Source organism: Bacteroides faecium, assembly GCF_012113595.1.
In the GTDB taxonomy this organism is placed as follows: Bacteria; Bacteroidota; Bacteroidia; order Bacteroidales; family Bacteroidaceae; genus Bacteroides; species Bacteroides faecium.
On record NZ_CP050831.1, the window covers coordinates 5,489,017 to 5,503,365 of the forward strand.

Below are 14,349 nucleotides of genomic sequence, written 5' to 3' on the forward strand. Positions count from 1 at the left end.
CACAGTCTTATGGACTTTGGCTACTTACTTTTAAAGATACAGGAACTTTTTCTTTTAAATCATCGGATAAAGCCGTATAAATATTCAGGTTTAAAACATTTTAATCTAATCTACAAACAAATTCATCATATACTATTCATAATATCCAATTAATCGGTATCTTTGTCAGCGTTTTAACAGAAATTCAACGGTTATGAAAGTAGATACTCCCTCTGTTTTGTTAATTTACACGGGTGGAACTATCGGAATGATAGAAAATCCTGAAACTGGTGCTTTAGAGAATTTCAATTTCGACCATCTGCTCAAGCATGTTCCCGAGCTGAAAAGATTCAACTATCGCATCTCTTCCTATCAATTCGAACCACCTCTCGACTCTTCGGATATGGAGCCTGCTTATTGGGCCAAACTAGTGAAGATTATCAATTATAACTATGATTATTTTGATGGTTTTGTTATCCTTCATGGAACAGACACCATGGCATACACTGCTTCTGCCTTAAGCTTTATGCTCGAGAACCTAAGCAAACCCGTCATTCTCACCGGCTCGCAACTTCCTATCGGCACCTTACGGACGGATGGAAAAGAAAATCTCATTACCGCTATTGAAATCGCCGCCGCCAAAAACCCGGACGGTACTGCCATCGTTCCCGAAGTGTGTATATTCTTCGAGAATCACTTGATGCGTGGTAACCGCACCACCAAAATAAACGCGGAAAACTTCAACGCGTTCCGGTCTTTCAACTACCCGCCACTGGCACGGGTAGGCATTCATATCAAATATGAGCCTAACCTTATCCGTAGGCCCGACCTTACCAAGCCTTTAAAACCGCATTATCTATTTGACACGAATGTGGTTATACTGACGCTTTTCCCCGGTATCCAAGAAAGTATAGTAACTTCTCTCCTACATGTTCCCGGATTGAAAGCTGTGGTAATGAAAACTTTCGGATCAGGAAATGCGCCGCAAAAAGAGTGGTTTATCCGCCAATTGAAGGAAGCCACCGAACGGGGGATTATTATCGTAAATATCACCCAATGTGCTTCGGGAGCGGTAGAAATGGAACGTTATGAGACAGGAATACATCTATTGGAAGCCGGCGTCATTAGCGGATATGACAGCACCCCCGAATGCGCCATTACCAAACTTATGTTTCTACTGGGACACGGATTGTCCAATCAGGACATCCGATACAAAATGAATTCCTGTTTAATAGGAGAAATCACCAAATCCTGATAAGATACAAATATATTCATTACAATCCCTTAATTTTCAAACTTACAGATTCCTGTAAAAGAGAAGATTAAGGGATTTTCTTCTCTTTTACGCAAAGCTTCAATCAAACCAAACGGAGCCAATACAAAACCAAACCGGAAGTACATTTGTTTTCCTTAAATAAAACAGCATGAAATGCAGCTTATATATAAAATATGCAGCTATTTTTGTGTGAGATTTGGTTACAAACAATCAAGCAATATAACAGTTATGATGAAAAAAACAATTCAATTCGTGCCAATCATTGCAATAGCAATGGCAGGTACCATGTCTAGTTGTGTCGATTCAGGAAAGGATTTGTATGATCCGTCTTATGAAACACCTAATCCTATGGGCGATGGCTTTGCCGCTCCCGACGGTTTCGATTGGAACATGATGACAACCAAAAATGTATCAGTCGAAGTGAAAGATGAAGAAGGTGGTCTTTATGCTTATTTAGTAGAAATATACGCAGATGATCCTCTTGCTAATGAAAGTGCTTCCGCACTCGCTACCAGAACAGCTAACAAAGGTAACAACTTCAAAGTTACAGCTTCCGTCAGCCTGCTTCCAATCCAAAAGGGTATTTATATCAAACAGACCGACCCTAGAGGCCGTGAACAGGTATATCAGTTCGACGTACCGGAAAACAGTGATAATATGACCTGCAAACTCTATTATGTAGAATCCGCTGCACAAAATAGAGCGTTAATGAGTCGCGCTGTCGCAACAAGAGGTATTTCATTTGAAAAGCCAGATTATTCTACTATACCGGGTGATGCTAAAGAATTGGCAGATATGAACGGAAGTGCTTTACAGCCTAATTCTTCTTATAAAATTACATCGGATTATAATGGTACATTTACTTATTATGGGTATGACGGTGCAGTTACTACCAGAATCTATGTAGATGCAAATTGGGTAATTCCATCCACATTCCAATTCCAAAACGGTATTGAAATCATCGTTATGGACGGTGCTAAAATCCAGGCATCAGGAACAATGACATTTATCAGAAATTCTATGTTGACCATTATGGATCAGGGTAGCGTGACAACTGAGAATATATCATTCACGAATGGTGAGCCTGCTGCATTAAGAAACTGGGGTACACTGGCAGTAACAAACAAAGCTACGTTACATTCCGGTGCGGCACTTTATAATAAAGGAACTATAACAAGTAAAGACATCTCAATCAATTCTAATACGCAAATTGTAAATGATAACAAGATTGAGCTTGAAGGGGAATTCAATCTTCCTTCCAATTTCTCAATGGAGAATAACGGAGAGATTTATGGTAAAAAAATAATCGCCAACTCAAACGCTGTTATTACTAACACTAATATAATGGTATTTGAGACGATGACTTTCACCAATCCTACTATCAACAATTCTTGTAGTATGGAAGCTACCATCTCTTTCCATGAAAATGGGGCTACACTTAACTTTAATCAGGGATACCTCAAAGCGCCTACTATGAAATTTGAAAATGGTGTGGTCAATCTGAGTAATGGTTCAATGCTGGATGCAACTACAAGCCTTGCCATACCGGCCGGCTATGCTAAATTTTATGGAAAAGGTGAAAATGCTTCTATGATAAAATCTCCGGTAATAACCGGACAAGGTTTCACATATGACGGTAATTTGGCCATTGAATCTGACAACCACGTAGCGAAAGAACAATGGTGGGAAAATTATTTTGTACGAAACGGTGCATACATCACTAAAATAGGAGATTCCAAAGCTATAATTGAAGTTTGTACAGGTACTAAGAATGGCGGAAACGAAGGTGAAGATCCTAAAGACCCTGACTACCCGATCATAGTGGATGATACCCGCAACTATGCTTATTTATTCGAAGATCAATGGCCGCTATACGGAGACTATGATATGAATGACGTGGTTCTGATTATCAAAGAAAGAAAGATTTCGATTAATAAAGATAATAAGGCACAGGAGTTCAAACTAAGCCTTGATCTATCTGCAGCCGGAGCTACAAAGAGCATCGGAGCTGCCATCATGTTTGACGGTATCCCTGCCAGTGCCATCACACAACCGGTAGAATTCAGCGACAATTCGCTTATCCAAAACTTCAATGTGAATAATAATCAAATTGAAAACGGACAGGATTATGCTGTAATTCCATTGTTTGACGATGCCCACAAAACGTTAGGGCTTAATCGCTACGAACAGATTAATACCATCAAAAACAGTTCAAACAATAAAAGTCCAAAGAATATTAGTTTCACGATTAAGTTCAGTAATCCGATTTCTGTAGACGAGCTCAATATTAATAAGCTGAATGTTTTCATCTTCGTAGAAGGAAACAGAAACAATCGTAAAGAAATTCACGTTGCCGGTTATCAGCCAACCAAACTGGCAAATACTGATTTGTTTGGTGGAAACAACGATGACAGTTCTACTTCACGTAAGAGATATTACATCAGTAAAGAGAATCTGGCATGGGGAATTATGGTTCCGACCGAATTCCAATGGCCTTTGGAATATATGAACATAAAGAATGCCTACTCCCTGTTTGAAAGCTGGGTGACAAGTGGCGGTAGTAAAAATCAAGACTGGTGGAAGACTTTCGATTCCTCTAGAGTATACAAATAAAAACTAAACATTAATTATGAACACGGATTTCATGAAAAGTGAAGTCCGTGTTTTTTCATAGAAACTCTCGCTGATTTGCTTTTTATAGAGAAAATTATACATATCACGAATTTTAGCTCCCTATATTGAGAGATTATTCTAAAATAATATCTATATTTGCACAGCGTCACAAATTAAATGTGACAGCAAGCTAATCTATAAATCAAATAACAAAGCAAGCGATAGAAAGGTCTATTCGTATGAAGAAAAAAATATTACTAGTCGACGATAAGGCGACAATCGGGAAAGTGGCAGGGGTTTATTTAGGAAAAGACTATGATTTTACCTATCTGGAAGATCCTATTAAAGCTATAGAGTGGCTTAATGAAGGAAATATGCCCGATCTTATCATCTCGGATATCCGTATGCCACTTATGATGGGAGATGAATTTTTAAAGTACATGAAGAATAACGAGTTATTCAAATCAATTCCTATCGTTATGCTGTCCAGTGAAGAGAGTACAACAGAGAGAATCAGATTACTGGAAGAAGGAGCTGAAGACTATATTCTGAAGCCATTCAATCCATTGGAACTCAAAATTCGAATAAAAAAGATTATCGACTAATATCGGGGCTTCCACATGCAATATTTTGTTTACATTGGCAAAGATAGTAAAACAATCGAGCTGTTCTCTAAACTAAGTATAGGGGTATTCTATGCGGTATCGAATTGTAACAAAGCTATCAAAGTACTGGATAAGATACGGGAGAAATATGACGTTGCTCTTTTTTTTGAGCAGGTAAATCTATCTAAAGATATTGCTGATATACGCTATATGCGCAAAAAGTATCCGGGGCTTTATATGGTACTAGTCATTGATTCGTTATCCAAAGAGGAAGCGTCAGAGTATCTTAAAGCAGGAATTAATAATACAGTCAAATACGAGACTACACACGAAGCTCTGACTGACTTATCAACCTTCCTCAAACGCAGGAAAGAACAGAAAATAAAAGCTCTTCAACTTAAAGCGCAAAATATAAATGCTTTCAAGTTGCCATTATGGAAAAGAACTTTTGATATATTCTTTTCGGGAATGGCAATCCTATGCCTCTCTCCTCTTTTAATACTCACGGCATTAGCCATCCGGATAGAAAGCAAAGGACCGATTATCTACAAATCCAAACGTGTAGGAAGCAATTATCAGATATTCGATTTTCTCAAATTCCGCTCAATGTACACCGATGCCGACAAGCATCTAAAAGACTTCAATGCTCTCAACCAATATCAGGAAGAAGAACAGGATATTTGGGGAGAGGAAGAAGAACAGGAAGCGGAACTCAATGAAAATGCCGACGAAGAAGAAATTCTCTTGATATCTGACGACTTCGTTATCACCGAAGAAGATTATATTCACAAGAAATCCAAAGAAAAGAGCAATGCTTTCGTGAAACTGGAGAACGATCCCAGAATCACGAAAATAGGGCGTTTCATCCGCAAATATAGTATTGATGAGTTACCACAACTCATTAATATATTAAAGGGGGATATGTCCATAGTAGGTAACCGTCCTCTCCCGCTCTATGAAGCTGAATTGCTGACCAGCGACGAACATATCGACCGCTTTATGGGTCCGGCAGGGCTAACAGGCCTGTGGCAAGTCGAAAAAAGAGGAGAAGCCGGTAAACTTTCCGCCGAAGAGCGTAAGCAGTTGGACATCACCTACGCAAAGACTTTCTCTTTTTGGCTGGATATAAAAATCATCCTGAAGACAGTCACTGCATTTATTCAAAAAGAGAACGTATAATTCCATTTCGGACGATGGACTCCTATATCTACATACTAGATGATTTGATATTCTTCTTTACAGGGGTTTTATTTATATATCTTTTTGTATTGGCAGTGGCGTCACATTTCAAGCATATCATCTATTCAAAAGCCAAGAAGAAGTACCATTGTGCGATTCTTATCCCGGAAGGTAGTCCACTTATAACCATCTATAAAGAAGAGCCTTACGAGTTTATCACCTATAACGACTTGTACCAACGCATCAACAGTTTGGACAAAGAACAGTATGACCTGGTACTTATTCTGTCTGATACAACTTGTGCCTTGTCACCACGATTGATGGACAAGATATACGATGCCTACGATTCAGGCATACAGGCAATCCAATTACATTCAATTACCGAAAACCGCAAAGGCTTTCGAAACCGTTTTCGCATCCTGTGTGATGAAATACAAAACAGTATTTGCAGAGCAGGAAACACTCAGTTTGGATTGTCATCCAATTTACTCGGGACTAATATGGCTATTGACTTGGGATGGTTGCAAAAGAATCTGAAAAGCTCTAGAACTAACATTGAACGGAAGTTACTCAGACAGAATATTTATATAGATTATCTGCCGGACGCAATCGTTTACTGCCAATCCGCCCCTGCCTGCCCATATCGGAAACGCATTCGGAAGATGGCTTCCTATCTGCTCCCTTCTTTATTAGAAGGAAACTGGAGCTTCTTCAACCGGATTATACAGCAATTGATACCTTCTCCACTAAAATTGTGTATCTTCGTAGCTATATGGGCTACATTGATTACAGGATATGACTGGACTTCATCATTTGGCTGGTGGATTCTACTCTTCGGTTTACTAATCGCATACAGTTTGGCGATTCCTGATTATTTGGTAGAAGATAAGAAGAAGAAAAAACATTCAATATGGAGAAAAAGACACTTAAACAGCGAATTAAAGGAAATCCCGGCTTAAAGCAAGCTATTCATCGTTTCATCATGCATCCCGTCAAGACACGCCCTAACTGGTGGATACGTCTTTTCGATTTCATCTATCTGAAACGCGGAAAAGGTTCTGTTATCTACCGAAGTGTACGCAAAGACCTTCCTCCTTTCAATCGATTCTCTTTAGGAAGATATTCAGTGGTGGAAGACTTCTCCTGTCTTAACAATGCAGTTGGAGATTTGGCAATCGGGGATTATACCCGTATCGGGCTAAGAAATACAATCATAGGCCCCGTTACTATTGGTAATCATGTCAACCTGGCTCAAAACGTAACTGTCACCGGACTCAACCACAATTATCAGGATGCGGAAAAGATGATTGATGAACAGGGGGTGAGTACACAACCGGTTGTTATCGAGGATGATGTATGGGTAGGTGCCAATTCGGTGATTCTTCCGGGCGTCACTTTAGGTAAACATTGCGTAGTGGCTGCCGGAAGTGTAGTCAGTCATTCCGTTCCTCCCTATTCCATATGTGCGGGATGCCCTGCAAGAATCATCAAAGCGTACAATTTTGAAACAAAAGAATGGGAGAAAGTAGAGAAAACACCTATCGGTAACCATAAATAATGAGAATAGCTGCGTAATATACCTTATATAGGTGATTGTGGCACATACTGAAACGCACTATCTTTGCAGTATCAGAATTGAATTAATTAGTCATAATTTTATTACGTAGCCACATTTAAGTAAAAATGAAATAGAATCCCGCCGAAGCGATTTCGTCGGGATTTTGTTTTTAAATGACAATTTATAATCCCTATCGGGATAAGATATGTATAACCGCAGGTTTGCAGACTGAGCCAGGTTTATTCCATAACAAATAAAAAAACGAGCCAATTCCCCTATGGAACCACTCGCCTCGCATCAGAAAAGCCTTAAAGGCTTTTCTTTTCCTTACCTCTTTTTTCCTGAAAACTAATCTTCTTTTTACCCTAAAACTTCTTACCTATTGTTATCCTTTTACCTTCTATTAAAAACTTTCCTATTGAACTAAAAACTTTAATACCTTAAATTTATTGTCTAATCTAATACCTTCATATTTTCTTTTACCTTATAAACTAATAGCAATTTCCCAACTGCATTGCAAAGGTACGAATAATTTCCGTGCACGCAAACGGTTTTATATTTAATAACATTTCATTAGACTATAAATCTTTCACATCACTCAGCGCAACTAGCTTATTTACAATAGCATAGATAGTCAGACCGGCTGCACTGTGTATTTGCAATTTTTTGCTAATATTTCTCCTGTGAGTGATGACTGTATGAATGGATAAAAACAGTTTTTCCGCAATTTCCTTATTCGTCATTCCTTTCACCACACAGATTACAATTTCTCTCTCCCGTTGGCTGAGTGCATCCTGACTATCTGTTTCTTCTTCCTCAGAAACCATATTCAGCAAACCTGCAATCTTCTTGGAAAGAATTTCCAAGTCATCAAAGATAGAAATAGACTCATCGTATTTGCTCAACAAAGAAACGTCTACAAAGGAAGTAACCAAAGCTATCACACGTATTTTTTTGCCGGATGTTTCTTCCCGGAACTTACCCACATCAAAATAATCACCGAAAGTCGGATTGACAATCAGCATATCAGGATACTGCGTCCGGACACAATCATGCAACGCTTCGACAGAAAGCAATTCGATGGGTTGTATCTTTACATTAGAAAGACGTTTCAAAGCGGCAGTCAATCCGCCGCGAATAATCACAGAGGTTTCAGCAATCGCTATTCGGATAACTTCGTTATTTTTCATTTTCTCTAATCCTCCTTTCCAAGTTCAGAATAGCAGGAACAAAAATATAATCTTCTACCTTGCAATGAGATTCCAAACCGGCCTCACAAGCATAAATGTCGAAAAGAGCCGCATTTAAAAGGTTCTCATTGGCCTTGGCAGGACAGTATTTAATAATAATATTCTTCAGTTCCGTCAACTTCTCTCCTACCTGGTCATGATGCTTGGAGAATGTACTGATTTGATAATTCTTCGGAGCATTCCCCGCAATCAACGCATCGACATACTTGAATACAGTTTTCTCTTCATAATCCATGTGCTTACGTACTTCGCGTGTGTATTCATCGAAAAACTTCAGAATAAGAAAAGCGACGTCATCCTGTGAGCAGTCGATAGCTTCGATCAGTTTGCGCCGTATAGCGGGAAGAGAAAAATCAAGGAAATAGCTATGTGCTTGTCGCAAGTAGTCAATTAATCCCGGTATGGAAATATTATCTTTATCACCGTTCAACCGTGAAAAGCCTTCAGCTATGAAATTGACCACAATCAGAAAAGTCCGGCAGTCTACTCCGTTCTGTTCACAGACTTCTTTTACTGTTTTATCTCCGAAACCTAATGACAGCCCGAAGCGGCTCATCACTTGCAATAAAGAATAGTCGTCACTGATAAGATCAATCATCTTATCAGTTGATTTATATTTTTGTAAATTATCCATCGATACCTACTTTATATTAGAGACTGCAAAGAAACGGAATATTTCACGGATATACAATCATCATTTATAGGTATTTTGATTCTTTACAAATTGCTAAATACTAATTACATGCTACTATTTTGTGTCCCAAGTCTAGGCGAGCATCTCTTTTTTTAGTAATTTTGTCGCTATCAATTTGTAATTAATAACTCGTAATAATTAATAAAATGGCAAACGAACTCGAATTGAAATACGGCTGCAACCCTAACCAAAAGCCTGCCCGTATCTTCATGAAAGAAGGTGAACTCCCTATCGAAGTACTGAACGGCCGTCCCGGTTACATCAATTTGCTGGATGCATTCAACAGCTGGCAGTTAGTAAAAGAACTGAAAGAAGCTACCGGACTACCGGCTGCTGCTTCCTTTAAGCATGTCAGCCCTGCCGGTGCTGCTGTTGCAGTAGAAATGAGCGATACATTGAAAAAGATTTATTTTGTAGATGATGTGAAACTGTCACCATTGGCAACAGCATACGCACGTGCACGTGGTGCGGACCGAATGTCGTCTTACGGAGATTTTATCGCATTGTCCGATACCTGTGATGAAGAAACAGCACGTATCATCAACCGTGAAGTATCTGACGGTGTCATCGCACCGGATTATACTCCCGAAGCATTGGAAATTCTGAAGAATAAAAGAAAAGGAACCTATAATGTAATCAAGATGAATCCTGCTTACCGCCCGGCTCCTATCGAACACAAAGATGTTTTCGGCGTGACTTTCGAACAGGGAAGAAACGAATTGAAGATTGATGAAAGTCTTCTGAAAGAAATGCCCACAGCCAACAAGGAAATTCCGGCTGATGCCAAACGTGATTTGATTATTGCCTTAATCACTTTGAAATATACGCAGTCCAACTCCGTATGCTATGCAAAAGACGGTCAGGCAATTGGTATCGGTGCAGGTCAGCAATCCCGTATTCACTGTACACGCCTGGCGGGCAACAAAGCAGATATATGGTATTTACGCCAACACCCGAAAGTAATGAACCTGCCATGGATTGAAAAAATCCGTCGTGCTGACCGCGACAATACCATCGACGTATATATTTCAGAAGACCACGAAGACGTATTGGCAGACGGCGTTTGGCAACAGTTCTTTACTGAAAAGCCGGAAGTGCTGACTCGCGAAGAAAAACGTGCCTGGTTGGATACCATGACAGGAGTAGCTTTAGGCTCGGATGCTTTCTTCCCGTTTGGAGATAATATCGAAAGAGCACACAAAAGCGGTGTCAGTTACATTGCGCAACCGGGTGGTTCCGTACGTGACGATCATGTTATCAGTACTTGCGACAAGTATAATATGGCAATGGCATTTACAGGTATCCGTTTGTTCCACCATTAAAAAACAACTCCCTATAAAAGTGAAGATTTACAGTTGTTAATCCCAACTTTTACCAATGTTAAAGTTAACTTCTTATTTTATATATCCCCATTTATAATGAGTACGAGACCGTTATTCCATTATAAATGGGGATTTCCTATTTCTAAAGGACACCCTATCTTTGCGGCATTACATTTAAAACAAAATCAAGATGAATAAAATTGGAGTATTTTATGGTTCCACTACCGGAACGACAGAAGACCTTGCCCGTCGGATTGCAGAGAAATTAGATGTTTCTTCAGGACATGTATTTGATGTATCCAAACTAACAGAAGCATTAGTAAATGAATATGATGTGCTGGTGCTTGGCTCTTCCACATGGGGAGCAGGCGAACTTCAGGACGACTGGTACGACGGCGTGAAAGTTTTAAAGAAATGTGATTTATCTCACAAATCCGTAGCCTTGTTCGGTTGCGGTGATTCGGATTCTTATTCCGATACATTCTGCGACGCCATCGGAATTATTTATGAAGATTTGAAAGATACCCGTTGCAAGTTCTGCGGAGCAGTAGATACCGCAGGATATACGTTCGACTCTTCCATCGCTGTGGTAGACGGCAAATTCGTAGGGCTTCCGCTTGACGAAGTCAACGAAGACAACCTGACAGACGAGCGTATCAGCGCATGGGCTGAACAAGTAAAACAAGAAATCAGCTAAACCTTCACCTTAATATAAACAAAAGTTTGCATCATGGCTACTGAAAGAATCATTCCCGGTGAAATCAGGATTTTCCTTAATCACATTTATGAGTTTAAGAAAGGCGTACGCAACATGGTACTCTACACTATGAGCAGGGAGCACGAAGAATTTGCCGTCCGCCGGTTGAAAAACCAAAAAATCAGTTATATGATACAAGAAGTAGGTACGAATAAAATCAACCTGTTTTTTGGAAAGCCCGAATGTATGGAAGCAATGCGGCACATCATCATTCGCCCTTTAAACCAACTGACCGCTGAGGAAGATTTTATCTTGGGAGCCATGCTGGGATATGACCTTTGCCAGCAATGTAAACGTTATTGCAATAAAAAAGAAGGTATAAAGATTGCAGGGTAAGCGATAACCTTAGCATAAGTTTAAGCTTTGTTTGTATGTAGTTTGTCTTGAGTGGAATCGTTTCTTCAAAAAACAGGTTTCCCGTAGAACATTTTCCGATGGAAACTTGTTATACAAGAAACGATTCACTCAATTATAACAAAATCAAACATTGCAATGAAGCAGCAACAAGAACAACTCACCGCCTACACACTAGCCGGTATTTTCACCCTTTCGTTACGACTTATTGTCGGTTGGACTTATTTTTCAGCTTTTTGGCGAAGGCTAGTTCTCGAAAACAAACTAATCCCGGATTCTGCCGGATATATCGGAGAAAAGTTCAACCATTTCCTTCCCAACTCACTGGGAATCAAACCTGTCATTGAATATCTCGTCAGTACTCCCGATTTACTTTGGTGGGCAATGGTTATCTTCACAATCGTCGAAGGCATTGTCGGATTATTGTATATGCTCGGCTTCTTTACAAGATTGATGAGCATTGGCGTATTCAGTCTTGCATTCGGTATTCTGTTAGGCTCCGGCTGGCTGGGAACTACCTGCCTTGATGAATGGCAAATAGGTATCCTGGGCGTGTCGGCAGGATTCACCATCTTTCTTTCCGGCGGCGGGAAATACTCATTAGATTATCTATTACAATCTAAGCTACCCAAAAACAAATGGTTAGTATGGATCACTTCCGGCGAACTTCCATTATCAATGAAACGACTCAGTAAAGTGGCAATCGGCGGCGCAGTCGTATTATTCATAGTTGCCTTATATACTAATCAGGTCTTTCATAATGGTGTATGGGGACCGCTGCATAACAAATCCGTGAAACCCAAAATTGAGATTTCCAATGCAGGTATTCAAAATGATGCGCTAACCTTTAAAGTATATCGTGTAGAAGGTGCCGATGTATATGGTTCATTCCTTATAGGTATTACTCTAAAAGACGCCAATGGAAAAGTATTGCTCCAAAAAGACGGAGAAGAACTGGCGCAATTTCCACTTACTAATATAACGAATGATTATGTAGCCAAAGTAGCCCCGGGAAAACATAGCCTTATCATTCCATTAGGCAGCAAGGCTACTCTGACAATAAGAGACAATATGCTGAAAAATCTGACAGAAGGTCGGTATGAACTAATCTTGACTGATGTCAGCGGAATTACCTGGAAGCAAGAGATAGCCATCGACTAAACCCGGACAATTTCACCCACTATCATATATAAAGGCGTATATCAGTAATTTTCTTCTTACTGATATGCGCCTTTGTCCATTTTCTTCCCTTTCACTCTCAAAGTTCCCCTCTTTTAGCTTAAAATTACCTACATATATTGAATTTAAGAAACAACTATGCCTACTATTAGGTATTGCCACACTTTTTAACACCGCCTAACTTTGCAGTCGATAAAATTATTAAAAAGATGAGAAAAATAACTGCAATCGTTATTCTTTGTTTCCTATCTTCTCTCACACTTTCAGCACAGGAAACAACAGATAATTCCAAAGACAGTAAATCTTCTTCTACGGAAGGATATACTAAATTCCGCTTTGGGGGATATGGTGAAATGGTCGCTAACTTCAAAGACTACGGCATCAACCGTTTTTATGGGGGCAATGATGGTAATCCTAATAAAAAAAGGAACACAATCTCCATTCCCCGTTTCGTAGTGGCCTTTGATTATAAATTCAATTCCAAGTGGATACTCGGTGCCGAAATTGAATTTGAATCCGGTGGAACAGGTACTGCTTTCGAGTTGGAAAATACAGAAAACGGCGAATACGAAACCGAAGTGGAAAAAGGCGGTGAAGTGGCTATCGAACAATTCCACATCACACGACTGATTCATCGGTCTATCAATGTACGTGCCGGACATATCATCGTTCCTGTAGGACTGACCAACGCCCACCATGAGCCGATTAATTTCTTCGGAACTTCGCGCCCGGAAGGTGAAACCACCCTCCTGCCCTCTACCTGGCACGAGAACGGACTGGAAATCTTCGGTTCTTTCGGGAAAGGATATGCCAGTTTCGATTACCAGGCTATGGTCGTAGCAGGTCTGAATCCCAATGGTTTCGACCGTAACACATGGGTAGGCAGCGGCAAACAGGGAATCTTTGAAGAAGACAACTTCACTTCTCCTGCTTACGTATTCCGTCTGGATTACAAAGGAGTCCCGGGATTACGTGTAGGCGCGTCTTTCTATTATTGCGCAGATGCAGGTTCCAATTCTGATAAAGAGCAGACTTATTCAAGCTACGGAAAGATTCCGGTAAGAATCTATACGGCGGACGCACAGTATCGCAATAAATATGTGATTGCACGCGGTAATGTCGTATATGGAAACTTGGGAAACTCCTTGGGAGTGAGCCAGGCGAATGTCAAGCTATCCAACAAATCACCTTATAGCCGTTTGGCTCCGGTAGCAAAGAATGCGGTAAGTTATGCGGCAGAAGCCGGCATCAATATCCGTTCCGTATTCGGCGGCAGTAAGAAGATTCCGGTAATCTACCCGTTTGCCCGTTACGAATACTACAATCCACAGGAGAAAGGAGAAAAAGGACAAACGATGGAAAAACGTTGCCAGGTAAGCATGTGGATGGCAGGATTGAACTGGTACGCTTTGCCCAACCTGGTAGTAAAAGCAGACTACGCGACACGCCAAATCGGGACAAACAAGATTTTCGGCGTATCAAAATCCTACAACAGCGAAAACGAATTCTCTATCGGAATAGCCTACATAGGATGGTTTATCAAGAAATGACAAAGAAATAAGAGAGAACAAAGAAATAATTAA

The 14,349-nt window shown here is 40.1% G+C and carries 13 protein-coding genes; 11 read left to right on the forward strand and 2 right to left on the reverse strand.

What is annotated here, in order from left to right:
• The first annotated feature begins 193 nt into the window (after positions 1-193).
• The 6 genes from BacF7301_RS20585 (at position 194) to BacF7301_RS20610 (ending at position 7,210) form a co-directional block, all read left to right on the forward strand.
• Positions 194-1,234 carry an asparaginase gene (locus BacF7301_RS20585; protein WP_167965789.1) on the forward strand — a complete coding sequence of 347 codons (1,041 nt, stop codon included), beginning with the start codon at positions 194-196 and terminating at the stop codon, positions 1,232-1,234.
• Between the two features lie 249 nt (positions 1,235-1,483).
• Complete coding sequence (locus BacF7301_RS20590; RefSeq protein WP_167965791.1) at positions 1,484-3,868, forward strand: LruC domain-containing protein; 2,385 nt, start codon at positions 1,484-1,486, stop codon at positions 3,866-3,868.
• 239 nt (positions 3,869-4,107) lie between these two features.
• Positions 4,108-4,473 (forward strand): response regulator, encoded by a 366-nt coding sequence (locus tag BacF7301_RS20595; RefSeq protein ID WP_022137887.1) that lies wholly within the window; start codon positions 4,108-4,110, stop codon positions 4,471-4,473.
• Between the two features lie 15 nt (positions 4,474-4,488).
• Positions 4,489-5,652 (forward strand): sugar transferase, encoded by a 1,164-nt coding sequence (locus BacF7301_RS20600; protein ID WP_167965793.1) that lies wholly within the window; start codon positions 4,489-4,491, stop codon positions 5,650-5,652.
• A gap of 14 nt (positions 5,653-5,666) precedes the next feature.
• Positions 5,667-6,611 carry a glycosyltransferase family 2 protein gene (locus tag BacF7301_RS20605; protein WP_167965794.1) on the forward strand — a complete coding sequence of 315 codons (945 nt, stop codon included), beginning with the start codon at positions 5,667-5,669 and terminating at the stop codon, positions 6,609-6,611.
• A complete protein-coding gene (locus BacF7301_RS20610) occupies positions 6,563-7,210 on the forward strand; it encodes an acyltransferase (RefSeq protein ID WP_167965796.1) in 648 nt (215 codons plus the stop codon). The genes BacF7301_RS20605 and BacF7301_RS20610 overlap by 49 nt, the downstream gene beginning before the upstream one ends.
• Positions 7,211-7,788: 578 nt before the next feature.
• On the opposite strand, the gene BacF7301_RS20615 is transcribed toward BacF7301_RS20610, so the two are convergent.
• Together BacF7301_RS20615 and BacF7301_RS20620 are read right to left on the reverse strand one after the other, a co-directional pair.
• Complete coding sequence (locus BacF7301_RS20615; RefSeq protein ID WP_167965798.1) at positions 7,789-8,400, reverse strand: response regulator transcription factor; 612 nt, start codon at positions 8,398-8,400, stop codon at positions 7,789-7,791.
• Positions 8,390-9,094, reverse strand: a complete 705-nt coding sequence (locus tag BacF7301_RS20620; RefSeq protein ID WP_167965800.1) for a hemerythrin domain-containing protein — start codon at positions 9,092-9,094, stop codon at positions 8,390-8,392. The genes BacF7301_RS20615 and BacF7301_RS20620 overlap by 11 nt, the downstream gene beginning before the upstream one ends.
• Positions 9,095-9,300: 206 nt before the next feature.
• Here BacF7301_RS20620 and BacF7301_RS20625 point away from each other — a divergent pair, with 206 nt between their 5' ends.
• From BacF7301_RS20625 to BacF7301_RS20645, 5 genes are all read left to right on the forward strand, one after another.
• Complete coding sequence (locus BacF7301_RS20625) at positions 9,301-10,476, forward strand: phosphoribosylaminoimidazolecarboxamide formyltransferase (RefSeq protein ID WP_167965802.1); 1,176 nt, start codon at positions 9,301-9,303, stop codon at positions 10,474-10,476.
• A 190-nt stretch (positions 10,477-10,666) separates the two neighbouring features.
• Positions 10,667-11,173, forward strand: coding sequence for a flavodoxin FldA (fldA, locus tag BacF7301_RS20630; protein ID WP_167965804.1), 507 nt, complete (start codon positions 10,667-10,669; stop codon positions 11,171-11,173).
• A gap of 33 nt (positions 11,174-11,206) precedes the next feature.
• Entirely contained in the window at positions 11,207-11,569 is a 363-nt protein-coding gene (locus tag BacF7301_RS20635; protein ID WP_167965806.1) for a DUF2023 family protein, read from the forward strand.
• A 156-nt stretch (positions 11,570-11,725) separates the two neighbouring features.
• Positions 11,726-12,748 (forward strand): TQO small subunit DoxD, encoded by a 1,023-nt coding sequence (locus BacF7301_RS20640; protein WP_167965808.1) that lies wholly within the window; start codon positions 11,726-11,728, stop codon positions 12,746-12,748.
• A 227-nt stretch (positions 12,749-12,975) separates the two neighbouring features.
• Entirely contained in the window at positions 12,976-14,316 is a 1,341-nt protein-coding gene (locus tag BacF7301_RS20645) for a hypothetical protein (protein WP_167965810.1), read from the forward strand.
• Positions 14,317-14,349: the final 33 nt, after the last annotated feature.